Consider the following 22,119-nt stretch of genomic DNA (forward strand, 5'->3'; position numbering starts at 1 on the left):
GTCCGCCCCCGGCGGGCCGAGGACCGCAACGACGTAGACCGTGTTCCTTTAGAGAGTGAGCAAGACGACAGCCATGGCTGAGGCTCAGAACATTCCGGCCGGGTCGACCACGGCCGGCGCGATCGCGGTGGCCGCCGAGTCCACCGTCGCCACCCGGATGAGCGCACCCCCGTCCTTCGACGTGGCGGACTTCCCCGTCCCCCACGGCCGCGAGGAGGAGTGGCGGTTCACCCCGCTGGCGCGCCTGCGTGGTCTGCACGACGGCACCGCGGTCGCGGACGGCACCATGAAGGCCCAGATCGACGCGCCCGAGGGCGTCACCGTCGAGTCGGTGGAGCGCGGCGACGCGCGCATCGGCAAGGCCGGCACCCCCGTGGACCGGATCGCCGCCCAGGCGTTCTCGTCCTTCGCCAAGGCCACGGTCGTCACCGTGCCCAAGGAGGCCGTCCTGACCGAGCCGGTGCGCGTCTCGCTGCACGGCGAGGGAGGCACGACCTTCGGCCACACCGTCTTCGACGTGCAGGCCTTCGCCGAGGCCGTCATCGTCATCGACCACACCGGTGACGGCGTGCGCGCCGCCAACGTCGACTTCCTCGTCGGCGACGGCGCGAAGCTCACCGTCGTCTCCGTGCAGGACTGGGACGACACCGCCGTCCACTGCTCCCAGCACAACGCGCTGATCGGCCGCGACGCGACCTTCAAGTCGATCGTGGTCACCTTCGGCGGCGACCTCGTACGCCTGCACCCGCGGGTCAGCTACGCGGGCCCCGGCGGCGAGGCCGAGCTGCTCGGCCTGTACTTCACCGACGCCGACCAGCACCAGGAGCACCGCCTCCTGGTCACGCACGACGCCCCGCACTGCAAGTCCCACGTGGTCTACAAGGGCGCCCTGCAGGGCGAGGGCGCGCACGCCGTCTGGATCGGTGACGTCCTCATCGAGAAGAGCGCCGAGGGCACCGACACCTACGAGATGAACCGCAACCTCGTCCTGACGGACGGCGCGCGGGTCGACTCGGTGCCGAACCTGGAGATCGAGACCGGCGAGATCGTCGGCGCCGGCCACGCCTCCGCCACCGGCCGCTTCGACGACGAGCAGCTCTTCTACCTCCAGGCCCGCGGCATCCCGGCCGACGAGGCCCGGCGCCTGGTCGTGCGCGGCTTCTTCGCCGAGCTCGTCCAGCAGATCGGTGTCGACGACATCGAGGAGCGCCTGCTCGCCAAGATCGAGACCGAGCTCGAGGCGTCCGTCTGATGACCTACGTCAAGGCCTGTGCGCTGAGCGAGCTGGAGGAGAACACCCCGAAGCGGGTGGAACTCGACGGCACGCCGGTGTCCATCGTCTCCACCGAGGGGGAGGTGTTCGCGATCAACGACATCTGCTCGCACGCGAACGTCTCGCTCTCGGAGGGCGACGTCGAGGACTGCATGATCGAGTGCTGGCTGCACGGGTCCTCGTTCGACCTGCGCACCGGCAAGCCGTCCGGTCTGCCCGCGACCCGCCCGGTTCCCGTATACCCCGTAAAGATCGAAGGGGGCGACGTGCTCGTCTCCCTCACCCAGGAGTCCTGAGGTATCCATGGCAACGCTTGAAATCCACGACCTGCACGTCTCCGTCGAGGCCGAGAACGGCGCCCGCGAGATCCTCAAGGGTGTCGACCTCACCGTCAAGGCCGGCGAGACGCACGCCATCATGGGTCCGAACGGCTCCGGCAAGTCCACGCTGGCGTACTCGCTGGCCGGTCACCCGAAGTACACCATCACCGGTGGCACCGTGACCCTCGACGGCGAAGACGTCCTGGAGATGTCCGTCGACGAGCGCGCCCGCGCCGGCGTCTTCCTCGCCATGCAGTACCCGGTCGAGGTCCCCGGCGTCTCGGTCTCCAACTTCCTGCGCACCTCGGCCACCGCCATCCGCGGCGAGGCCCCGAAGCTGCGCACCTGGGTGAAGGAGGTCAAGTCCGCGATGGAGCAGCTCCAGATGGACCCGGCCTTCGCCGAGCGCAACGTCAACGAGGGCTTCTCCGGCGGTGAGAAGAAGCGTCACGAGATCCTCCAGCTGGAGCTCCTCCAGCCGAAGATCGCGATCCTCGACGAGACCGACTCCGGCCTGGACGTCGACGCCCTGCGCATCGTCTCCGAGGGCGTCAACCGCGTCCGCGAGACCGGTGAGGTCGGCACCCTGCTGATCACCCACTACACGCGCATCCTGCGCTACATCAAGCCCGACTTCGTGCACGTGTTCGCGAACGGCCGCATCGCCGAGTCCGGTGGCGCCGAGCTGGCGGACCAGCTGGAGGCCGAGGGCTACGACAAGTACGTGAAGGGTGGCGCGACCGCGTGACACAGCTGCCTGGCCTCCTCGACATCGAGGCGATCCGCAAGGACTTCCCCCTTCTGGATCGCGTGGTCCACGACGGGAAGAAGATCGTTTACCTGGACAACGCGGCGACCTCCCAGAAGCCGCGCCAGGTACTCGACGCGCTGAACGAGTACTACGAGCAGCACAACGCCAACGTCCACCGCGGCGTGCACGTGCTCGCCGAGGAGGCCACGGCGCTGTACGAGGGCGCCCGCGACAAGGTCGCCGCCTTCATCAACGCGCCGAGCCGCGATGAGGTGATCTTCACCAAGAACGCCTCGGAGTCGCTCAACCTGGTCGCGAACATGCTCGGCTGGGCGGACGAGCCCTACCGGGTCGACCGCGAGACCGAGATCGCCATCACGGAGATGGAGCACCACTCCAACATCGTCCCGTGGCAGCTGCTCTCGCAGCGCACCGGCGCGAAGCTGAAGTGGTTCGGCCTCACCGACGACGGCCGGCTCGACCTGTCCAACATGGAAGAGGTCATCACGGAGAAGACGAAGATCGTCTCCTTCACGCTGGTCTCCAACATCATGGGCACGATCAACCCGGTCGAGGCGATCGTCCGGCGCGCGCAGGAGGTCGGCGCGCTGGTGCTGATCGACGCCTCGCAGGCCGCTCCGCACATGCCGCTGGACGTGCAGGCGCTCGGCGCCGACTTCGTGGCCTTCACCGGCCACAAGATGTGCGGACCGACCGGCATCGGCGTGCTCTGGGGCCGCCAGGAGCTCCTGGAGGACCTGCCCCCGTTCCTCGGTGGCGGCGAGATGATCGAGACCGTGTCGATGCACGCCTCGACGTACGCCCCGGCGCCCCACAAGTTCGAGGCGGGTACGCCCCCGATCGCCCAGGCCGTCGGCCTCGGCGCGGCCGTGGACTACCTGAGCGCGATCGGCATGGACAAGATCGCCGCGCACGAGCACGCGATCACCGAGTACGCGGTGAAGCGCCTCCTGGAGGTCCCCGACCTGCGGATCATCGGCCCCACCACGGCCGAGGACCGCGGCGCCGCGATCTCCTTCACGCTCGGTGACATCCACCCCCACGACGTGGGCCAGGTCCTGGACGAGCAGGGCATCGCGGTGCGCGTGGGACACCACTGCGCGCGCCCCGTCTGCCTGCGCTACGGAATTCCCGCGACCACGCGAGCGTCTTTCTATCTGTACTCCTCTCCGGCGGACGTCGACGCGCTGATCGACGGGCTGGAGCACGTACGGAACTTCTTCGGCTGACGAGGGCGACGAGGACGACGCAGTGAAGCTGGATTCGATGTACCAGGAACTGATCCTGGACCACTACAAGCACCCGCACGGGCGTGGCCTGCGCGACGGCGACGCCGAGGTGCACCACGTCAACCCGACGTGCGGCGACGAGATCACGCTGCGCGTGAAGTACGACGGCGAGACGCTCACCGACGTCTCGTACGAGGGCCAGGGCTGCTCCATCAGCCAGGCCAGCGCGTCCGTGCTGAACGAGCTGCTCGTCGGCAAGGAGCTGGCCGAGGCGCAGAAGATCCAGGGCGTGTTCCTGGAGATGATGCAGTCGAAGGGCAAGATCGAGCCCGACGAGGCCATGGAGGAGGTGCTGGAGGACGCGGTCGCGTTCGTCGGCGTCTCCAAGTACCCGGCTCGCGTGAAGTGTGCTCTGCTGAGCTGGATGGCCTGGAAGGACGCGACCGCCCAGGCACTGGGCGACGCCGCGGAGAGGAAGACGGCATGACCGAGAACGCGACGCCCGCCGAGGCGTCGATCAAGCCGGCCACCGAGGAGGAGGTCCGCGAGGCCCTCTACGACGTGGTCGACCCCGAGCTGGGGATCGACGTCGTCAACCTGGGCCTGATCTACGGCATCCACATCGACGACGCGAACATCGCCACCCTCGACATGACCCTGACCTCGGCGGCCTGCCCGCTGACGGACGTCATCGAGGACCAGGCGAAGTCGGCGACGGACGGCATCGTGAGCGAGCTCCGGATCAACTGGGTCTGGATGCCGCCGTGGGGCCCGGACAAGATCACGGACGACGGCCGCGAGCAGCTGCGCGCGCTCGGCTTCAACGTCTGAGCCACCCGCTTCACGAAAGGCCCCCGGCACCCCGCCGGGGGCCTTCTCCGTGCTCCGGCGCAGGTGGGGCGGTGTCCGGCGCGCTCCCGACGGGCCCTGTGAGTTCTTCCGGTGGACCATTGACGTGCACCGGATGTTGGCCACGGTGGCCGAACCTGCTCGACGGCCGTCACGGCGTGACGCGGTTCACGCTCGGCTCGACTCTTGGGGACGGGACACCGATGAAGAAGCAGCTTGGCATCGCAGGCATCGCGGCGCTGGTCGTCGCCGGAACGGTCACGGTCGCGCCCGCCCAGGCGGTGACGTACGGGACCCCGACCATCAGCCTGTCCGCGTCGTACCTGTCCGGGGCCGTCGGCGCGGTAGGGGACCCGGTGGTCGACGTGACCGTGGCGCAGAGCGGCGCCGACGCCTCCGCGCTGACGGTGAGCGCCTCCGCGTCGAGCAAGGCCTCGGTCGCCGGAACGGGCGACGTGAGCGTCACCGGGACCGGGGCCGTGCGCCGCCTCGCCGTCGCCGCGCGCGGCCGCGGCTACACCAACCTCACCGTCAAGGTGACGGGGCTGGGCGGCAAGAGCGCCACCAAGACCCTCTCCTACGCCGCCTCCGCCGCCGTGCAGAACCCGGCCGACGCCCGCTACTTCAGCGGCGCCTCCGACTCCTCGGCCGCCGTGGACGTCGGCGGCGGGTACACCGTCGTCGCCGACGACGAGAGCAACGTACTGCGCCTGTACGACCGTTCCCGCTCGGCCGCCCCGGTCCGCACCTGGGACTTCAGCTCGCAGCTCGGCGTCACCAAGGAGGTGGACATCGAGGGCGCGACCCTGATCGGGAACACCATCTACTGGACGGGCTCGCTCGGCAACAACAAGGACGGCGAGTACAAGGCGCCCCGGAACACGGTGTTCACCACGACGGTGAGCGGCTCCGGATCCGCCACGCAGCTCGCGTACGGGCGCTCGTACAAGAAGCTCCGCGACGACCTGGTGGCCTGGGACAAGGCGAACGGGAACCGCTACGGCTTCGCGGCCGGCACGGCGGACGGCGAGGCGCCCAAGCAGATCGACGGGTTCAACGTGGAGGGGCTGGAGTTCGCGCCGGGCTCGACCACCACCGCCTACCTGGGCTTCCGCGCCCCGCTGGCCCCGGCGGTGCCGGGCGGCAAGGCGCTGGTCGTACCGGTGACCAACTTCGACAAGGTGCTCTCCAGCGGCGCCAAGGCCACCTTCGGGGCGGGCATCGAGCTCGACCTCGGCGGGCTCGCGATCCGCGACATCCGCAAGAACGCGGCGAACCAGTACCTCATCCTGGCCGGTTCCTGGGCCGCGGACGACAACTCCGACCCGTACGCGCTCTACCAGTGGGACGGCGTCGCCGGCCACGCCCCGGTCAAGCGGGCCGACCTGCCGACGACCGACCCGGGCGGCTGGGAGGCCATCGTGGACGTGCCGGACCTGTCGGCCGCCGGCGCGCGAGTCCAGCTGATCACGGACAGCGGCTCGGCCGACCTGTACGGGGACGGCACCGAGGCCAAGGACCTGACCCACGCGGAGTGGAAGAAGTCCCGCGCGGCCTGGTTCACCCTGAACTGACGCCCGTGCCGGCGTCGCGGACGGCCCTCAGCGCCGCCGCGACGCCGGCCTCGATGTCCCGGACCGGATAGAACACCTCGCGCACCACGCGCTCCCGGTCCACCACCAGGGTCAGCCGCTTCAGCCGGCTCACCCCCGCCGCCCGGAACGTCGGCAGCCGCAGCGCGGCCGTCAGCGAGAGCTCCGCGTCCGAGAGCAGCGGGAACCGCAGCTTCTCCGCCTCCGCGAACTCCCGCTGCTCGTCGGGCCGCTGGGTGGACACCCCGTGCACCGTCGCCCCGGCCGCCGTGAACTCCGCCAGCTGGTCCCGGTACGTGCACGACTCGAACGTGCAGCCCTTGGCCCCCGGGATCCCCGCCCACCCCGGGGGGTAGGACTCGGCCCGGGCGTACGCGCCGGGGAAGCAGTACAGGACCGTGAACGGCGTGTCCGCCACCGGATCCCGCAGCTCCCCGAACCGGTCCGCCAGTACCAGCTCCGGCAGCCGCGTGCCGCGCAGCGCGTGCACCCGTTCGGCCTCCCGCGAGGACTCCTCCGTCGTCGCCGTCATCTCGCCTTCCCCCAGGACCCAGGTGTCTCCCCAGTCCTGGAGGGCCACCAGGACCGGCAGCAGCCCCCGCCCGCGCGGGGTCAGCCGGTACTCGTGCCGCACCGGGCGTTCCTGGTACGGCTCGCGCGTCAGCACCCCGGCCTCGACCAGCAGCTTCAGCCGCTCGGCCAGCACCTTCCGGGAGACCCCGAGTTCGTGCTGGAACGCGTCGAAGCGGTGCACGCCGCGCGCGGCGTCGCGCACGATCAGCAGCGTCCACCAGTCGCCCACCACGTCGAGGGCCTGGGCGATGGCGCAGTCCGCGTCGTCGAGGTGCGTGCGCTGGGCCATGGGCACTCCTTTGTCCGTTGACCCAAGGCTGTCATGCTGACATAGTCCGTTCCCAAAAGGAACTCACTACGGACTCGCTACGGCTTCGGGGGCGGACATGGGAATGGCGCAGGGCTTCAAGGACGTGCCCCGCGTGGTGTGGCTGCTGGCGGCCGGGGTGTTCGTCAACGCCGTCGTCAGCTTCACCTTCGTCTTCGTCTTCCTGTACCTGACCGGCCCGCGCGGCCTCGGCGCCGCCCAGGCCGGCCTGGTCACCGGCATCGGCGGCATCGGCCTCGTCGCCGGAAACTTCACCGGCGGCTGGTACGGGGACCGCTTCGGCCACCGCCGCGTGCTGCTCGCCGCCTCCGCCGCGGGGGGCCTCACCCTGATGTCCTTCCCGCTGCTGTCCGCCGCCGGACTCTGCGCGGCCCTTCCGCTGGCCCAGTACGCCTCCGGCGTGGTCCGGGCGGCGAACTCCGCGCTGGTCGCCGTCACCGTCCCCGAGGGCGCCCGTCGGCAGGCCTTCGCCGTGGTCCGCTGCGTCTCCAACGGCGGCTTCACCCTCGGACCGCCGCTGGGGGCCCTGCTCGCGACCGGGTTCTCGTACGACTGGCTGTTCGTCGCGGACGGCCTCGGGACCCTGTTCTTCGCCCTGTGGACCTCGCGGGTCGTCCCGGCCCGCGGCGCCTCCCGCGGCGCCTCCCGCGGCGCCTCCCGCCCCGCCTCGGCCCCGGACGGGGGTCGGGGCCGGGGCGTGTGGGAGGAGCTGCGGGCCAGGCCCGCCGTACTCGTCCTGCTCGGCGCGATCCTGGTGACCGACCTCGTCTACCGCCAGCAGTACTCGGCCTTCCCCGTCTACCTCGCCGACCACGGCCTCGACGTCCGCGCCTTCGGCTTCGTGATCGCCCTGAACGGGGGCGTCATCCTGCTGCTGGAACTCCCCGCAGCCGTCGCGCTGCGCGCCCGGCCGCCGCTGCCCGTCATCGGCACCGGCATCGTGCTCGTCGGGGCCGGGTACGCCGCGCTGCTGGCCGGGGTGGGGGTCGCGAGCGCCGTTGCGATGATGGTGCTGCTCAGCCTCGGCGAGATCCTGTACAAGACCACCGCGACCGCCTACGTCGCCGACCAGGCGCCGGAGCACGCGATGGGGCGGTTCCAGAGCCTGTACGCGGGGGTCTCGGTCAGCGGGGTCGTCCTCGGGCCCCCGCTGGGCGGCGCCCTGTACGCGGCCGCGCCCGGGCTGCTGTGGCCGCTGTGCGCGGCGCTGGCGGCGGGCGCGGGCGGGGCGGTGCTGTACGCGTCACGCGTCGGGGAGCGGCCCGCCGGGCCGGACGGGGCGCGCCACGCGGCGCGACCGGCACATGAGACCGGTTCGCAAGCGGGGGCCGCGGCCGGTTAGGTTTCGGGCATGACTGCTACGCGTACCACCGGCGCCGTCGCCGCCGGACTTGCCACCATCGCCGCCGACGGCACCGTCCTCGACACCTGGTTCCCCGCCCCCGAGCTGGTCGCCGAGCCCGGCCCGGCCGGCACCGAGCGCCTCACCGCCGATCAGGCCGTGCAGCTCCTGGGCGCCGCCGCGGCCAAGGCGCTCCGCCTGGACGCGGTCCGCGACGTCGAGGTCGTAGCCGTCCGCACCGTGATCTCCTCCCTGGAGGACAAGCCGCTGGACGCGCACGACGCGTACCTGCGCCTGCACCTGCTCAGCCACCGCCTGGTGAAGCCGCACGGCCAGAACCTGGACGGCGTCTTCGGCCTGCTGGCCAACGTCGCCTGGACCTCGCTCGGCCCGGTCGCCGTGGACCAGGTGGAGGCCGTACGGCTGAACGCCCGCGCCGAGGGCCTGTACCTCCAGGTCACCTCGATCGACAAGTTCCCGCGGATGACGGACTACGTCGCCCCCAAGGGCGTGCGCATCGCCGACGCGGACCGGGTCCGCCTGGGCGCGCACCTCGCCGAGGGCACCACCGTCATGCACGAGGGCTTCGTCAACTTCAACGCGGGCACCCTCGGCACCTCGATGATCGAGGGCCGCATCTCGGCCGGCGTCGTGATCGGCAACGGTTCCGACATCGGCGGCGGCGCGTCCACGATGGGCACCCTCTCGGGCGGCGGCAAGCAGATCATCTCGATCGGCGAGCGCTGCCTGATCGGCGCCGAGGCGGGCGTGGGCATCGCGCTGGGCGACGAGTGCATCGTCGAGGCCGGCCTGTACGTCACCGCGGGCACCCGCGTCACCCTCCCGGACGGCCAGATCGTCAAGGCCCTGGAGCTCTCGGGCGCGAGCAACATCCTCTTCCGCCGCAACTCGGTCACGGGCACGGTCGAGGCCCGCCCGAACAACGCGGTCTGGGGCGGCCTGAACGAGGTCCTCCACTCGCACAACTGACCCCCGGGCCCGACGGCCCCCGGCGGTCCCGGAACGCCCGCGACGCCCTCATCTCCCCGGCAAGGGGTGGTGAGGGCGTCGTGTTTCTCCCGGTCCCGTCCGCGTCCTCCCGCCCCGAGCGCGGGCGGACGCGGCGGTTCAGCGGAGGGGCAGGGTGCGGATCAGGCCGGCGAAGGCCTCTTCCTCCGCCTGGGTCAGCTGGACCGACTCCATCGGGTGCGTGGCGGCACTGCGCTGGGCCGGGATGACCGCGACGCCCTCGTAGGCGCCCGGCTCGGGGTGGTGGAAGCGGGAGTCCCACAGCATGTGCCCGAGGCCGAACACCCACACGAGGGCGGCCACGAGCAGGACGGCCAGGCCGATTTCCTGGGCGAGGGAGATGGAGGGGAACACGCGGTCCTCCGGGGGACACGGGGGGACAGGTTCGAGCGTGGGGCCACTCAACACCACAACCCGGGTCGAATGGGCGGTGATGTGGCGAGCGTCACGCCAGGGGCGAAAGTCCCGACTTCTCCCGAGCTGTCCCCCGCGCGCCCGCGGAGCCCGCGACGGGCGGGTCCGTACGGGTGGCGGTACGGAAGAGCGCGGCCGGAAAGCGGCGCAGGTCCCCCGGACCGGTGACGCCTCCCGGCGGTGGCCGGGGGGAGACGGAGTCCGGGGGACCTGTGGCTCAGGACCGCACCGCGGTTACGGGCGGAAGCGCAGCACCTGCGGGTCGTGGTCGCTGTTCTGCGCCGCGAACTCAGCGTTGATGTGCACGCTGTCGTACGTGAAGTTCTTGACCGCCGGGCTGGTCAGGATCTGGTCCAGCACCTGCGCGTTGCCCTGGTACACGTACGAGTAGCGCTCCGCCTTCGGCAGCGACTTGATCGCCGAGTACAGCGCCCCGCCGTCCTCCAGCGCCTGCGCGGTCGCGGAGAACTCGAAGTCGTTGATGTCGCCGACGGCCAGGACGCTCGCGTTCTTGTCCGTCGCCAGGAGCTGCTTGACGAAGCCGTTCACGGCCTGCGCCTGGAGCAGCCGCTTGGCCTCCGAGGAGCGCACCGGCGGCTGGTGGATCGAGGTGAGGCCCTCGTCGCCGCCCTTGGAGCCGAAGTGGTTGGCGATGACGAAGACCGTCTTGCCCTTGAAGACGAACTCGCCGGCCAGCGGCTTGCGGCTGTCGGCCCACGCCGGGTTCGCCGGGTCGATCCGGCCGGGGGAGTGGGTCAGGGCGGCCTTGCCGTTCACCTGCGTCACGCCGGTCGCGGTCACCGAGTCGCCCGCGGCGCGGTCGGTGAAGGAGACGCGGGCCGGGTTGAAGAGGAACACCTGGCGGATGTTGCCGCCGGGCTCGCCGCCGTCCTTGTTGTTCTCGGGGTTGACGGTCCGCCACTCGTAAGCCGGGCCGCCCGCCGCGACGATGGCCGCGGTGAACTTCTTGATGGTCTCCTCGGCCGAGACGGTGCCGTCGTTCTTGGCGCCGTTGTCGTCCTGGATCTCCTCCAGGGCCAGGATGTCGGGCGAGGCGAGGTTCGTGACGACGGCCTTGGCGAGGTTGTCGAACTTCTCCTGCGGGTCGCTCGGGTCGAGGTTCTCCACGTTGTACGTGGCCACCGCGAGCTCGTTCGCCGCCTGCGCCTTGGTCTTCTCGGGGGCCAGGGTGCCCGCCTTGACGGTGCCGAGGGTGCGGGCCACCAGGGTGTAGCCGCCGAACTGGTTGAAGTCCAGCGGGCCCTCGGTGGTGCCGGTCAGCTTGTCGCCGACGTTGGCCACCGGGAAGGGCTGCTGCGCGATCGGCGCCAGCTGCTGGATCTGCAGGCGGCCGGTGTTCTGCGACTCGTACGAGCCGTAGAGGGTGCCGCCGCGCTTGGCGGTGTTCTCCCAGCCCTTCACCGTGACCCACAGCTCCGAGTACGGGTCGGTGGCGCCGACCACGCGCGAGTTGCCGATCTTCACGTTCATGCCCTCGAGGGACTCGTAGAAGTCCAGGGCGTAGCGCGAGGGCTCCAGGGCCAGGCCGTTGATGCTGCCGGCGGCGGCCGGGTCGCCGGCCGGGGCGTACTCGGCGGGCACGTTGTACTCGTTGATCGCGGTGGCCTCGGGCACCGCGTTGCCCGAGGAGACCACGGTCACGACCGGCTTGGAGATCTGCGTGACCGACTGGTTGCCGGAGGAGGCGCCGCCCGGGACGTACTCGCCGACCAGGCCGGAGACCTTGACCGCGTCGCCGACGGCGACGGTCGGGACGGAGCTGGTGAAGACGAAGACGCCCTCGCTGGTCGCGTCGTTGTCGTCGGCGTCCGGGTCCTGCATCCAGAAGCCGCGCGAGCCGTACGTGCGCACGCCCGTCACGATGCCGGCGACATCGGCGACCTGCTTGCCGTTGAGCGGCGATATGCGGGTGGTGCCCTGGATGTCGTGGATGCGTATCGGATCGGCGGACGCGGCGCCTTCGGCCGCGTCGGCGGTGCCCGCCAGCAGGCCGGTGGCCAGGGCGGTGGCGACGAGTGCCGAGACGGCGGCGGAACGGGGATGCGAGGAGCGCATGGTCAAGAACTCCGGTGTGTGGAAGAGGAAAGCGAAGGGTGTTGCGTATGTTTGGCCGGATTCGTGCGGTGCGCTGCGGCCGGGCCGCAGGCGATCCACGGGAATCCCGGGTGGTCCCCCATACATCTACGCGCGTCAATTTCCTGTGTGACCAGGGAAGTTGTCAAGGCCTCCAGGGGATACGGAAGCTGACTGTGGGATGAACCAAAGGAGATGGCCCCCCGGGCGCGCCCGATATGCGTCTACGCTGGTGCGCCGGACTGCCGCCCCGCGGCGGCCGGACCAGCGCCGCGGGGCCGCCGCACCACCGTCCCGCGGGGCCGAGCCCCATCGCCCCACCGCGTTCGCGAGGAGACCGCCCCATGTCCGCAGAGCCGCACCCCACGCTGCCGCCGGTACGGCTGCCCTCCGACGCGGAACTGGCCCGCGACGCCCTCGGCGCCCCGCTCTTCGCCCGCGCCGTACGGCTGGCGCGCTGGGCCGGTCCGCACACCCGCGTCGGCGCCGGCGGGGAACTCGCCGCAGCGCAACTGCCCGAGGCCGCCGCCGCGCTGGGCTTCGACCCCGCCGACGAGGAGGGCACGGCGCTCGCCGGCCAGGCCTGGCGGGTGGCCGTGGACACCGGCCTCGTCGACGTGACCGAACCCGATGAACGGGGTGCGGGCGGTGCCGGCGGTGACGGCGCGGCGGGCGGCGACGAGGGCCGCGACGAGGGCCGCGACGAGGAGTCCGGAACCGCCGTGCCCGGTGAGGACCTGGCCCTGGTGACCGGCGGTGCGCCGGGTGAGGTGCTCGACCTGTGGCTGGCGGCCCTGGACACCGTGCTCGCGGACGCGGCCGTGCCCGATCTGGACGACCTCGTCGACGCGTTGGACGCGGGCGGCGAGATCGATTTCGACCGGCTGGACTGGAACCCGGGCCGCGAGGCGGACTTCCTCGACGGGGTCCTCGCCAATCTCTACCTGCTCACCGTCTCCGGACACGGAGCCTCGGAAGGTCCTATTCCGCTGCCGGTGCTCGCCGCCTCCATGGTCATCCCCGAGGACATGGGCGAGCCGACCGACGCCGTGCTGGAGCAGGTCTCGGACGCGATGATGCGCCTCGACGACCAGTTCCGGCAGCTGGAGCCGATCGGGCTCGTCGAGTTCCGGCCGGTGGACGAGGCCCTGATGGCGGAGGCGGACGACGAGGAGTTCACCTCCGCCGGATCCGCTTCCGCTTCCGGTCCGGCCGACGACGAGGACGTCTCCCGGTACGGGCTGGTCCGGCTGACCCCGCTCGGCCTGTACGGGATCCGCGCCCGCATGCTGGAGGCCGGGGTCACCGCCCCCGCCGTCGGCGAACTGGCCGACAAGGGCGCCGACGCCCTGCTCGACGCGGTCTCCGGCTACCCCGAGGGCGCGGCCCAGGCCGAGATCGAGCAGTGGCTCGCCGGCCGCGAACCGCGGGACGCGGTCGCCGAACTGCTGGCCGCCGCCCGGGGCGCCGACGAGGGCGGCCCGCTGCGCCGGCTGCGCTGCCAGCAGGCCCTCGCTCCGGCCGGTCCCGAGGCCGAGCCGGCGGTCCGCGCCGTGCTCGACGATCCGGAGCTCGGCGGACTCGCCCGGGTGTGGCTCTCCGAGCGCGGGGCGGCCGACGTACCGGCGCCGGACGAGGCCATGGTGTTCTGGCTGACCGTGGACACGATCGCGGCGCAGCTCGCTGCGGACGGGGAGACGGAGGAACTGCCGCTGCTGATGCGTTCACTGACCGAGCACCACACCGGGTTCTTCGACCAGGTATGGCGGGTGGACCACCCGGCGACGGCGTACGTGCTGGAGGCGATGGGCCGGATGCACCCGGACAAGAAGGCCGCCAAGGAGGCCCGCAAGGCCGCTTTCAAAGCCCGTTCGCGCCGAGCCTGACCCCGGGGGGCCCGGGTACGGGAGCGGCAGCTGGGGCGGGGGGTGGCCGGCGGCCGGAACGCGCCGTTCCTGAGCCGGAGTCGGCCATTGCGGCCACCGGCAAGGGATCGGCTCCGCTTCCCGGGTAATTCAGCCGCCGTTCACGTGCGGGCGAGAGCGTGTGCGCCGACGACCGCACGACAGGCGCACCACCTCCCCACCCCTGGAGACCCGATGCCGCTCAGCCGTAGAGACTTCACCGCCCGCACCGTGATCGCCGGCGCGGGAGTCGCGCTCACCGGGACGGTCGGCGCGCTCGCCACCGCCCCGGGAGCCCTGGCGGCCGACGACGGCACCCTGCGCGACGAGCACGGCCGGCCCTGCGAGCCCGGCTACGGCCCGCTGGTCGCGGACCCGGCCGGACTGCTCGCCCTCCCCGCCGGATTCCGCTACCGCGTCATCACCCACAGCGGGGTCACCACCCTCGACTCCGGCGAGTCCACCCCGTCCAACCACGACGGCACCGCCGCCTTCGAGGGCCACCGCGGGGTGACCCTCCTCGTCAACAACCACGAGCTCAAGGGCAAGCGGGCGGACTGGGCGCACCCGGTCCCGCTCACCGAGGGCCTCGTCTACGACCCGGGCGCGGCCGGCGGCTGCACGGTCGTCGAGGTCCGGCGCGGCGGCGAAGTCGCCGAATGGGTGGGCATCGCGGGTACGTCCACCAACTGCGCGGGCGGCGCCACCCCCTGGGACACCTGGCTGACCTGCGAGGAGACCGAGGACCTCGCCGGCAAGAACGGAATGACCAAGGACCACGGGTACGTCTTCGAGGTCGACCCGCACGACCGGCGCGCCAACCGCGACCCGAAGCCCGTCAAGGCGTTCGGCCGGTACGCCCACGAGGCCGTGGTCATCGACCCGCGCCAGGGCCACGCCTACCTCACCGAGGACGCCTCCGGCCCCAACGGGCTGCTCTACCGCTGGACCCCGCCGAGCGGCTTCCGCCACGGGCGCGGCAAGCTCCGTACGCTCGCGGCCGACGCCGGAGTGCTGGCCGCCGCCAAGTGCTTCGACAGCGCCGGCCATTTCGTCGACGACCTCTCGCGCGCCACGAAGATCGGGACCGTCTACGGGGTCGACTGGGTGACCGTGCCGGACCGCGACGCGCGGACGGTTTCGGTGCGCAAGCAGTTCGGCGAGGGCGCGGTGACCCGGGCCCGCAAGCTGGAGGGCATGTGGTGGGCCGACGGGGGCACGTACTTCGTCTCCTCGTACGCCCGTGAGGAGAGCCCGGGCACGGCGCACGACGGCCAGGTGTGGTTCTACGACCCGAAGCGGCGCACGATCCGGCTGACGGTGGTGCTCGGGGTGAACGCCGACCCAGCGAAGGACGGCTCCTTCGACGGCCCGGACAACATCACGGTCTCCCCGTACGGCGGTCTGGTCATCGCGGAGGACGGCAGCGGTCTGCAGCACCTGTTCGGGGCGACCGAGTCGGGGCGCACCTACCCGCTGGCGCGCAACGAGATGAACATGGGGACGGCACAGGAGCCGGAATACTCCGAGTTCACCGGTGTGTGCTTCTCCCCGGACGGGCACACGCTGTACGCCAACATCCAGGACCCGGGCATCATGCTCGCCATCACCGGTCCGTGGCGCCGCGCGCACTGACGTCCGGCACTCACGAACGAAGGCTGTGCCGGCCCCCGTTCACCGGGTGGCGGCACAGCCTTCCTTGTCTACTGAGCGGCGGCGATCTCGGCGCGGCTGGCGGCGGCCCATTCCTCCAGCAGGAACTCGTACGCTTCGGAGGGCCACTCGTCGTCCACCCGGGTCGCCACGAGGTGCCGTATCGCCTCGTTCGCCTCTGCGGCGGACGGGCGGGCGGGACCCGCGGGCCGGAGTGTGCTGTACATGCTTTCAAGGCTAAGGGCGGGCACTGACAGCCACCCACCTATTAAGGGTGGAATCCATCACCTGGGCCTTCCGGCCGTCGGTCATGGTTGCTCCATGTGCCCGCCCACCTGCTCAGAGTGTCTGGGAGCCGGGCTTGACCATCCCGCGCACTGTGCGGGACTTCACAAATTCTCCGATGGCCGTCATCTCCCATTCGCCCGAAAACTGGCGAATCAGCTTGGCCATCATGACCCCGGTCTGCGGCTCCGCGCCGGTGAGGTCGAAGCGGACCAGCTCCTCCCCGCTCGCCGCGTCGATCAGGCGGCAGTAGGCCTTGGCGACCTCGGTGAACTTCTGCCCGGAGAAGGAGTTGACCGTGAAGACCAGGCCCGTGGCCTCGGCGGGCAGCCGCCCGAGGTCCACGACGATCACCTCGTCGTCTCCGGCGCCCTCGCCGGTGAGGTTGTCACCCGAGTGCTTGACGGCTCCGCCGAGGATGGACAGCTTGCCGAAGTAGCAGCTGTCGATGTGGTTGCGCTGCGGGCCGTACGCGATGACGGAGGCGTCGAGGTCGATGTCCCGGCCGCGGAACGCCGGCTCCCAGCCCAGGCCCATCTTCACCTGGGAGAGCAGCGGGCGGCCGTTCTTGACCAGGGACACGGTCTGGTTCTTCTGGAGGCTGACCCGGCCCTTGTCGAGGTTGATCTTCCCGGTGCCGGCGGCGGGCGCGGCGGCCGGGGCGGGCGCGGCGGCCGGCGGTGCCGCGGGGAACGACGGGGCTGCCGGGGGCGCGGGAGGCGCCGACGCCGTCGGGGCGCTCGGCCAGGAAGAGGGGGAGGGCGCGGCCGGGGCCTGCGGGGAGGCCGCGGGCGGCGGGGCGGGCTCCTCGTCCACCGAGACCCCGAAGTCCGTCGCGATCCCGGCGAGGCCGTTCGCGTACCCCTGGCCCACCGCGCGCACCTTCCACACGCCGCCGCGCTGGTAGACCTCGACGACCACGAGCGCGGTCTCGGCGCCCAGCTGCGGCGGGGTGAAGGAGGCGATCACCGCGCCGGTCTCCGCGTGGCGCACGGTGGCGGTGGGCTCGATGCCCTGGAAGGTCTGACCGGCGGCGTCGGGGCTGGCCGTGACCACGATCCGCTCGATGCCCGGCGGCAGCGCGCCCGTGTCCACCGTGATCGAGTCCGGCGCCGCCCCGCCGCCGGACCGGTAGCTGACACCGGGCCCGGACGGCTGGTTGTAGAAGATGAAGTCGGCGTCGGAGCGCACCTTGCCGTCCGCCGCGAGGAGCAGTCCCGACACGTCGAGCCGCACCGGGGCAGCCACGTCCACCGTCACACGGACGGTGTTGAGCGGCAGGTTGGAACCTGGGGTCATAGCGGTCATGCCCGGAGAACGACCGGAGGTGCTTTGCCGTTCCCTTACCCTCGTGACGGATTTCAGCGCTTGTTGCGGGGGTGGTTCTTCGCCATGCGCTCGTTGCCGAACTTGTAGGCGCCCGTCCAGCGGGCCATCACGAGCTGCGCGTCGCCCGACTCCACCTCGGCGAGGAACTTCTCGGCCCGGCCGCCGCGCAGGGTGCCCGCGGCCCGCCCCTGGTGCGTGATGACCACGCTCGCGTCGGCGCGCTGTTCGTACGTGAATCCGTGAGGTCTCGGCATGACCGGCAGCCTGCCCCCGCGAGGCGGGGTCAGGCAACGCAATTACCCGGGGCGGGCGTCCCTCAGGGTCCGGCGGGCGTGACGCGGCGCGGCAGCCCCAGCGGGTTCGCCTCGCGCAGCTCCGCGGGGAGCAGCGGGTCCGGCACCGACTGGTAGACCACCGGCCGCAGCCAGCGCTCGACGGCGGTGCCGCCGACCGAGGTGGAGTGCGAGGTCGCCGCGGGGTACGGGCCGCCGTGGTGCTGGGCGGGGGCCACCGCGACCCCGGTCGGCCAGCCGTTGACCAGGATCCGCCCGGCCAGCGCCGTGACCCGTTCGATCAGCTCCGCCGCCGGTCCCGGACCGCCGTCGGCCTCGGCCGCGGAGAGCTGGAGCGTGGCACTCAGGTTCCCGGGGAGCAGGCCGAGCACCGACCCCGCCTCGCTCTGGTCCCCGTACCGTACGACCACGGTCACCGGTCCGAAGCACTCCTCCAGCAGCACCTCGTACGCCCCGCCCTCCAGCAGGCTCGCGGCCGGCACGGTCAGGTATCCCGCCCCGACGGTGTGCTCGCCGCCGGAGCCCGGGGTGACGGGCGCGTCGACGCCCGGCAGCGCGGCGCGTTCGCGCACGCCGGAGACGAAGTTCTCCCGCATCCGGTGGTCGAGCAGGACGCCCGGCTCGGTCTCGCCGAGCGCCTTGGTCAGCGCTCCGGTGAGCCGGTCGCCGTCCGCGCCCTCGGGGACCAGGACGAGGCCCGGCTTGACGCAGAACTGGCCGACCCCGAGCGTGACCGAGCCGGCGAGTCCGGCGGCGATCTCCTCGGCGCGCTCGGCGGCGGCCGCGGGGGTGACCACGACGGGGTTGAGGGAGCCGAGTTCGCCGTGGAAGGGGATGGGCACCGGCCGGGCGGCGGCCGCGTCGAACAGCGCCCGGCCGCCCCGGATGGAACCGGTGAACCCGGCGGCGGAGACGAGGGGGTGGCGGATCAGTTCCAGGCCCGCGTCGAACCCGTGCACGACGGAGACCACTTCGGGGGGCAGTCCGGCCGCCACGGCCGCCCGGCGCAGCAGCGAGGCGCACAGCTCGGAGGTGGCGGGGTGGTCGGGGTGCGCCTTGACGACCACCGGGCAGCCGGCGGCCAGCGCGCTCGCGGTGTCCCCGCCGGGGACGGAGAAGGCCAGCGGGAAGTTGGAGGCGGCGTAGACCGCGACCACGCCGAGCGCCACCTTGTAGCGGCGCAGCTCGGGGCGGGGCGGGACGGCGCCGGCGTCGGGGCGGTCGATGCGGATGTCGAGGTAGGAGCCCTCGTCCACGGCGTCGGCGAAGGCGCGCAGCTGGCCGGTGGTGCGGGCGAGTTCGCCGGTGAGCCGGCCCGGGCCGAGGGCGGTCTCGGCGTCGGCGGCCTCGATGACGTGGGCCGCGGCCTCGTCCAGGAGTTCCGCGGCCGCGCGCAGGAAGGCCGCGCGGGCGGTGCGGTCGGCGAGGGCGCCGCGGGCCGCGCCGGCGGCGCGTACGGCCTCGTCCACCTCGCCGGGCGTGGCCTCCACCGCAACTTGTTCGCGCTGCTTCCCGGTGCGGGGGTCCACACTCCAGACTGGTGTTGCTGCCATGGCGCACTGCCTCCTGGATCTCGCTGACCCGCGCGGTGGTGTTCAGTATTCTGAACGCCGTTCCGATGGATGATCACATCCGTTCCGGACTCTATTTCCGGGTCTTCCGCGTTGACAAGGGACAAGAGGGGCAAGAAGGCGAATGAACAGAGGTGAGCCGGGCGGATCCGGTGCGGAATCGGAGGGGCCGGAAGGGGCGGAGGGCGGCCCTGGAGGAGCGGAAGGCGGCCCTGGAGCGCCGGCCGCCGTCAAGTCCGCCGTCCGCACGGTCCTGTTGCTGGAGCACTTCGCGGCGCGGCCCGGACTGCACAGCCTGGCCGACATCCAGCACGACCTCGGGCTGCCCAAGTCCAGCCTCTACATGCTGCTGCGCACGCTGGTGAACCTGGGGTGGGTGGAGACGGACGCGACGGGCACGCGGTACGGCATCGGCGTACGGGCCCTGCTCGTCGGCAGCTCGTACATCGACGGGGACGAGGTCGTCGCCGCGGCCCGGCCCACCCTGGACCGGCTCTCCGACGACACCACCGAGACCATCCACCTGGCCCGGAGGGACGGCACGAGCGTGGTCTACCTGGCCACCCGCCCGTCCCAGCACTATTTGCGGCCCTTCACACGGGTCGGGCGGCGGCTGCCCGTGCATTCGACCGCGCTGGGCAAGGCGCTGCTGGCCACCCACTCCGACGACGAGGTGCGGGCGCTGCTGCCGCGCCGGCTGGAGGCGGTCACCGAGCACACGATCACCGACCGGGAGCGGCTGGTGGACGAGCTGGCGCTGGTGCGGGAGCAGGGCTACGCGGTGGACCGGGAGGAGAACACGCTCGGGCTGCGCTGCTTCGGGGTGGCGGTCCCGTACCGGACTCCGGCACGGGACGCGGTGAGCTGCTCGGTGCCGGTGGCCCGGCTGACGGCGGACCGCGAGCAGCGGATCAAGGCTGCGCTGTTCGAGGCGCGGGACCGGCTGTCGGTGGCGACCCGGCGCATGTGAGCCGGCGGACGGGGAGGTTCCTCCCCCCCGGCGGGGGAGGCGGTTCCCCCGTGCGGGGGCCGCGGGCCGCACGGCGCCGCCGAGGCCGTCCCCGGCCCGCAGACGGTCAAGGCCCACGTCGCGGCGGTCCTGGCCAAGACGGGCTCCCGCGACCGCGCCCGGGCGGTCATCACGGCCTATGAGGGCGGCTTCATGAAGAAAGACTGAGAACCCGGCCACAATCGGGGCAGAGCGGAACGCCGGGAGGCCTTGACGCGTCTTTCCTGGAGATGAACAAGACGATCAGGCGTGCGTCGGTCTTCTGTCTGCTCCTGGTGCTGGCCCTTTTGGTGCGGGTCACCTGGGTGCAGGCCTACCAAGGCCAGGCCCTCGCGGACAACGAGAACAACCGGCGGAACCTCATCGGGCAGTACGAGAACCCGCTGGGCAACATCATCGTGGGCGGGGAGGCGATCACCGGCTCGGTGAAGACGGACGGAAAGGACTTCGGCTGGAAGCGCACCTACGTCAACGGTCCGCTCTACGCTCCGCTCACCGGCTACAGCTCCCAGGCCTTCGGCACGAGCATGCTGGAGGGGGTCTACAAGAAGATCCTCAACGGCTCCGACGACCGGCTCAAGACGGTGATGGACATGCTCACCAACAAGCGGGCCGCGCCGGGCAACGTGCTGACCACCGTCGACAAGGACGTGCAGACGGCCGCGTACGAGGCGCTCCAGGGCAAGCAGGGCGCCGCCGTGGCCATCGATCCGGCGACCGGCGAGATCCTCGCCATCGTGAACAACCCGTCCTTCGACCCGGGCAGCATCGCCGGGGCCAACGACAAGGCGGCCTGGGAGAAGCTGATCGAGGACAAGGGCAAGGCCATGGAGAACGTGGCCCTGCGCAAGCCTCAGGCGCCCGGCTCCACGTTCAAGCTGGTCACCCTCGCGGCGGCCATCGAGAACGGGCTGGTCACCAACCTCGACACGCCGACCGGCACCCCGGACCCGTACACGATCCCCGGGACCCGGACCCAGCTGCCCAGCGAGGCGGGCTCCGCGGCCTGCAACAACGTCTCGGCGCGCACCGCGCTGCGGCTGTCCTGCAACAACGTCTTCGCCGAGCTGGCGCACAAGCTGGGCCAGGACAAGATGCGGGCGATGGCGGAGAAGTTCGGCTTCAACAGCGAGATCTCGACTCCCGTGACCGCCCGCCCGGGGAGCAAGTACCCGACGGCGAAGATGTCCGTCGACCAGGTCGCACAGACCGGTATCGGCCAGTTCGACGTGCAGGCCACCCCGCTCCAGATGGCGATGGTGACCGCCGCCATCGAGAACGGCGGCAAGCTCGTCGCCCCGCACTCGGTCTCCGAGGTCACCGACGCGAACGGCAACGTGCTGGAGAGCCTCAAGGACCCGAAGTCCGAGCAGGTCATGAAGGAGAAGACCGCCGCGATGCTCCAGGACGCGATGCGGACGGTCGCCACCGAGGGCGGCGGCAAGCCCGCGCAGGTGGCGGGCGCCGAGGTGGGCGGCAAGACCGGTACCGCGCAGCGCGGCGTGAACAACAGCCTGCCGCCGCTGGCCTGGTTCACCTCGTACGGCAAGCTGGGCGGCAAGCAGATCGCCGTTGCCGTGGTGATCGAGAACTCGGACACCGACCGCTCCGAGATCGGCGGCGGCAAGCTGGCCGCCCCGATCGCCCAGAAGATGATGGCGGCGTGGCTGAAGAAGTAGCCGCGCGGGCCGCTCCACGACGCGCCGGGAACCGACATGGCTCCCGGCGCGTTTCCTGTCCCATGATCAGAACCGCGCGACCCGCAGATCTCGACGCCATAGCGGCCCTCCACACCCGGGCCCGGGCCACCTACTACCAGGGGCGCGTCCCCGAGGAGGACTACGCGGGCGAGGCCGAGCTCGCGCGCACGCGCCAGGGCTGGTCGATGGCGGTCGCCCGGAGCGCCGACGAGGGCGGGGTGCTGTGCGCGGAGCGGGACGGTGAGCTCACGGGGGTCGCCGCCTTCCGGACGACCGGCGGCGAGACGACCCTCACCCAGCTTCACGTGGACCCGGTCCACTGGCGCCGGGGCACCGGGGCCGCCCTGCACGCCGCCTGCGTCGACGCGTGGCGGCGGGCCGGGATCGGCCGGGTCCGGCTGGAGGTCTACGAACACAACCTCCGCGCCCAGGCCTTCTACGCCCGCCAGGGCTGGCACCCGGATCCGGCCGCTGCGCAGCGGTCCGGCTCGCACCTCACGCTGTGGCTCAGCCTCGGCTCCGGGGAATGCCACGCCCCGGCAGGTGGTTGAAGCCGAAAC

Annotated in this window: 21 protein-coding genes and 1 pseudogene; 15 read left to right on the forward strand and 7 right to left on the reverse strand. The window is 71.8% G+C overall.

The annotated features are described in order from the left end of the window. Positions 1–73 precede the first annotated feature (73 nt). The 7 genes from sufD to ACFYXV_RS27720 all read left to right on the forward strand — a co-directional run bounded on the left by sufD (position 74) and on the right by ACFYXV_RS27720 (position 6,017). Positions 74–1,252, forward strand: coding sequence for a Fe-S cluster assembly protein SufD (gene sufD / locus ACFYXV_RS27690; protein ID WP_030858988.1), 1,179 nt, complete (start codon positions 74–76; stop codon positions 1,250–1,252). Continuing rightward, positions 1,252–1,569, forward strand: a complete 318-nt coding sequence (locus ACFYXV_RS27695; RefSeq protein WP_389384302.1) for a bifunctional 3-phenylpropionate/cinnamic acid dioxygenase ferredoxin subunit — start codon at positions 1,252–1,254, stop codon at positions 1,567–1,569. Before sufD ends, ACFYXV_RS27695 begins: the two co-directional genes overlap by 1 nt. 7 nt (positions 1,570–1,576) lie before the next feature. Continuing rightward, positions 1,577–2,341 (forward strand): Fe-S cluster assembly ATPase SufC, encoded by a 765-nt coding sequence (gene sufC, locus ACFYXV_RS27700; protein ID WP_366102470.1) that lies wholly within the window; start codon positions 1,577–1,579, stop codon positions 2,339–2,341. After that, on the forward strand, positions 2,338–3,594 hold the full coding sequence (locus ACFYXV_RS27705; protein WP_385467584.1) for a cysteine desulfurase: 1,257 nt from the start codon (positions 2,338–2,340) through the stop codon (positions 3,592–3,594). The genes sufC and ACFYXV_RS27705 overlap by 4 nt, the downstream gene beginning before the upstream one ends. Positions 3,595–3,616: 22 nt before the next feature. After that, the gene (gene sufU / locus ACFYXV_RS27710; RefSeq protein WP_030160391.1) at positions 3,617–4,081 is read left to right on the forward strand and encodes a Fe-S cluster assembly sulfur transfer protein SufU; all 465 of its coding nucleotides are present in this window, start codon (positions 3,617–3,619) and stop codon (positions 4,079–4,081) included. Beyond that, entirely contained in the window at positions 4,078–4,425 is a 348-nt protein-coding gene (locus ACFYXV_RS27715) for a metal-sulfur cluster assembly factor (protein WP_030160393.1), read from the forward strand. Before sufU ends, ACFYXV_RS27715 begins: the two co-directional genes overlap by 4 nt. A 221-nt stretch (positions 4,426–4,646) precedes the next feature. Continuing rightward, complete coding sequence (locus tag ACFYXV_RS27720) at positions 4,647–6,017, forward strand: DUF3616 domain-containing protein (RefSeq protein WP_389384303.1); 1,371 nt, start codon at positions 4,647–4,649, stop codon at positions 6,015–6,017. Here ACFYXV_RS27720 and ACFYXV_RS27725 read toward each other — a convergent pair. Continuing rightward, positions 6,004–6,897, reverse strand: coding sequence for a winged helix-turn-helix transcriptional regulator (locus ACFYXV_RS27725; RefSeq protein ID WP_389384304.1), 894 nt, complete (start codon positions 6,895–6,897; stop codon positions 6,004–6,006). The two genes, ACFYXV_RS27720 and ACFYXV_RS27725, sit on opposite strands and share 14 nt — an antisense overlap. A gap of 97 nt (positions 6,898–6,994) precedes the next feature. Here ACFYXV_RS27725 and ACFYXV_RS27730 point away from each other — a divergent pair, with 97 nt between their 5' ends. Then, positions 6,995–8,278 carry an MFS transporter gene (locus ACFYXV_RS27730; RefSeq protein ID WP_389384305.1) on the forward strand — a complete coding sequence of 428 codons (1,284 nt, stop codon included), beginning with the start codon at positions 6,995–6,997 and terminating at the stop codon, positions 8,276–8,278. A gap of 9 nt (positions 8,279–8,287) precedes the next feature. Further along, a complete protein-coding gene (dapD, locus tag ACFYXV_RS27735) occupies positions 8,288–9,268 on the forward strand; it encodes a 2,3,4,5-tetrahydropyridine-2,6-dicarboxylate N-succinyltransferase (RefSeq protein WP_385467598.1) in 981 nt (326 codons plus the stop codon). A gap of 138 nt (positions 9,269–9,406) precedes the next feature. Here the strand turns inward: dapD and ACFYXV_RS27740 are convergent, their stop codons facing one another. Further along, on the reverse strand, positions 9,407–9,661 hold the full coding sequence (locus ACFYXV_RS27740) for a hypothetical protein (RefSeq protein WP_385467601.1): 255 nt from the start codon (positions 9,659–9,661) through the stop codon (positions 9,407–9,409). A gap of 294 nt (positions 9,662–9,955) precedes the next feature. Then, positions 9,956–11,797 (reverse strand): endonuclease/exonuclease/phosphatase family protein, encoded by a 1,842-nt coding sequence (locus ACFYXV_RS27745; RefSeq protein WP_385467604.1) that lies wholly within the window; start codon positions 11,795–11,797, stop codon positions 9,956–9,958. A 362-nt stretch (positions 11,798–12,159) separates the two neighbouring features. Here ACFYXV_RS27745 and ACFYXV_RS27750 point away from each other — a divergent pair, with 362 nt between their 5' ends. Both ACFYXV_RS27750 and ACFYXV_RS27755 read left to right on the forward strand, forming a co-directional pair. Further along, positions 12,160–13,701 carry a hypothetical protein gene (locus ACFYXV_RS27750; protein WP_389384306.1) on the forward strand — a complete coding sequence of 514 codons (1,542 nt, stop codon included), beginning with the start codon at positions 12,160–12,162 and terminating at the stop codon, positions 13,699–13,701. A gap of 213 nt (positions 13,702–13,914) precedes the next feature. Next, positions 13,915–15,354, forward strand: coding sequence for an alkaline phosphatase PhoX (locus tag ACFYXV_RS27755; RefSeq protein WP_389384307.1), 1,440 nt, complete (start codon positions 13,915–13,917; stop codon positions 15,352–15,354). 68 nt (positions 15,355–15,422) lie between these two features. Here the strand turns inward: ACFYXV_RS27755 and ACFYXV_RS27760 are convergent, their stop codons facing one another. The 4 genes from ACFYXV_RS27760 to ACFYXV_RS27775 form a co-directional block, all read right to left on the reverse strand. Then, positions 15,423–15,599: a hypothetical protein gene (locus ACFYXV_RS27760; protein WP_382991275.1), complete on the reverse strand. Its 177-nt coding sequence runs from the start codon at positions 15,597–15,599 to the stop codon at positions 15,423–15,425. Between the two features lie 112 nt (positions 15,600–15,711). Next, the gene (locus ACFYXV_RS27765) at positions 15,712–16,956 is read right to left on the reverse strand and encodes a TerD family protein (protein ID WP_385467613.1); all 1,245 of its coding nucleotides are present in this window, start codon (positions 16,954–16,956) and stop codon (positions 15,712–15,714) included. Between the two features lie 62 nt (positions 16,957–17,018). Next, positions 17,019–17,240: a hypothetical protein gene (locus ACFYXV_RS27770; protein ID WP_385467616.1), complete on the reverse strand. Its 222-nt coding sequence runs from the start codon at positions 17,238–17,240 to the stop codon at positions 17,019–17,021. Positions 17,241–17,302: 62 nt separating this feature from the next. Continuing rightward, positions 17,303–18,832, reverse strand: a complete 1,530-nt coding sequence (locus ACFYXV_RS27775) for an aldehyde dehydrogenase (NADP(+)) (RefSeq protein ID WP_385467619.1) — start codon at positions 18,830–18,832, stop codon at positions 17,303–17,305. A 142-nt stretch (positions 18,833–18,974) separates the two neighbouring features. Here ACFYXV_RS27775 and ACFYXV_RS27780 point away from each other — a divergent pair, with 142 nt between their 5' ends. The 4 genes and pseudogenes from ACFYXV_RS27780 to ACFYXV_RS27795 all read left to right on the forward strand — a co-directional run bounded on the left by ACFYXV_RS27780 (position 18,975) and on the right by ACFYXV_RS27795 (position 22,110). Beyond that, entirely contained in the window at positions 18,975–19,820 is an 846-nt protein-coding gene (locus ACFYXV_RS27780; protein WP_389384309.1) for an IclR family transcriptional regulator, read from the forward strand. A gap of 93 nt (positions 19,821–19,913) precedes the next feature. Next, positions 19,914–20,027, forward strand: a pseudogene (locus ACFYXV_RS27785) (DNA-binding response regulator); the annotation flags it as partial. Between the two features lie 62 nt (positions 20,028–20,089). Continuing rightward, positions 20,090–21,538 carry a peptidoglycan D,D-transpeptidase FtsI family protein gene (locus tag ACFYXV_RS27790; RefSeq protein ID WP_389384310.1) on the forward strand — a complete coding sequence of 483 codons (1,449 nt, stop codon included), beginning with the start codon at positions 20,090–20,092 and terminating at the stop codon, positions 21,536–21,538. 62 nt (positions 21,539–21,600) lie between these two features. Beyond that, a complete protein-coding gene (locus ACFYXV_RS27795; protein WP_385467628.1) occupies positions 21,601–22,110 on the forward strand; it encodes a GNAT family N-acetyltransferase in 510 nt (169 codons plus the stop codon). Positions 22,111–22,119 lie beyond the last annotated feature (9 nt).

It is taken from the genome of Streptomyces sp. NPDC002181 (assembly GCF_042890485.1).
Taxonomy (GTDB): domain Bacteria; phylum Actinomycetota; class Actinomycetes; order Streptomycetales; family Streptomycetaceae; genus Streptomyces.

Excerpts from the sequence above, each read along its gene's own strand:
- dapD (WP_385467598.1), top strand. The coding sequence starts at position 8,288 with ATGACTGCTACGCGTACCACCGGCGCCGTCGCCGCCGGACTTGCCACC.
- ACFYXV_RS27725 (WP_389384304.1), bottom strand. The coding sequence starts at position 6,897 with ATGGCCCAGCGCACGCACCTCGACGACGCGGACTGCGCCATCGCCCAG.
- ACFYXV_RS27730 (WP_389384305.1), top strand. The coding sequence starts at position 6,995 with ATGGGAATGGCGCAGGGCTTCAAGGACGTGCCCCGCGTGGTGTGGCTG.
- ACFYXV_RS27780 (WP_389384309.1), top strand. The coding sequence starts at position 18,975 with ATGAACAGAGGTGAGCCGGGCGGATCCGGTGCGGAATCGGAGGGGCCG.
- ACFYXV_RS27795 (WP_385467628.1), top strand. The coding sequence starts at position 21,601 with ATGATCAGAACCGCGCGACCCGCAGATCTCGACGCCATAGCGGCCCTC.
- ACFYXV_RS27720 (WP_389384303.1), top strand. The coding sequence starts at position 4,647 with ATGAAGAAGCAGCTTGGCATCGCAGGCATCGCGGCGCTGGTCGTCGCC.
- ACFYXV_RS27790 (WP_389384310.1), top strand. The coding sequence starts at position 20,090 with ATGAACAAGACGATCAGGCGTGCGTCGGTCTTCTGTCTGCTCCTGGTG.
- ACFYXV_RS27755 (WP_389384307.1), top strand. The coding sequence starts at position 13,915 with ATGCCGCTCAGCCGTAGAGACTTCACCGCCCGCACCGTGATCGCCGGC.
- ACFYXV_RS27775 (WP_385467619.1), bottom strand. The coding sequence starts at position 18,832 with ATGGCAGCAACACCAGTCTGGAGTGTGGACCCCCGCACCGGGAAGCAG.
- ACFYXV_RS27770 (WP_385467616.1), bottom strand. The coding sequence starts at position 17,240 with ATGCCGAGACCTCACGGATTCACGTACGAACAGCGCGCCGACGCGAGC.
- ACFYXV_RS27760 (WP_382991275.1), bottom strand. The coding sequence starts at position 15,599 with ATGTACAGCACACTCCGGCCCGCGGGTCCCGCCCGCCCGTCCGCCGCA.
- sufD (WP_030858988.1), top strand. The coding sequence starts at position 74 with ATGGCTGAGGCTCAGAACATTCCGGCCGGGTCGACCACGGCCGGCGCG.
- ACFYXV_RS27745 (WP_385467604.1), bottom strand. The coding sequence starts at position 11,797 with ATGCGCTCCTCGCATCCCCGTTCCGCCGCCGTCTCGGCACTCGTCGCC.
- ACFYXV_RS27750 (WP_389384306.1), top strand. The coding sequence starts at position 12,160 with ATGTCCGCAGAGCCGCACCCCACGCTGCCGCCGGTACGGCTGCCCTCC.
- sufC (WP_366102470.1), top strand. The coding sequence starts at position 1,577 with ATGGCAACGCTTGAAATCCACGACCTGCACGTCTCCGTCGAGGCCGAG.
- ACFYXV_RS27695 (WP_389384302.1), top strand. The coding sequence starts at position 1,252 with ATGACCTACGTCAAGGCCTGTGCGCTGAGCGAGCTGGAGGAGAACACC.
- ACFYXV_RS27765 (WP_385467613.1), bottom strand. The coding sequence starts at position 16,956 with ATGACCCCAGGTTCCAACCTGCCGCTCAACACCGTCCGTGTGACGGTG.
- ACFYXV_RS27715 (WP_030160393.1), top strand. The coding sequence starts at position 4,078 with ATGACCGAGAACGCGACGCCCGCCGAGGCGTCGATCAAGCCGGCCACC.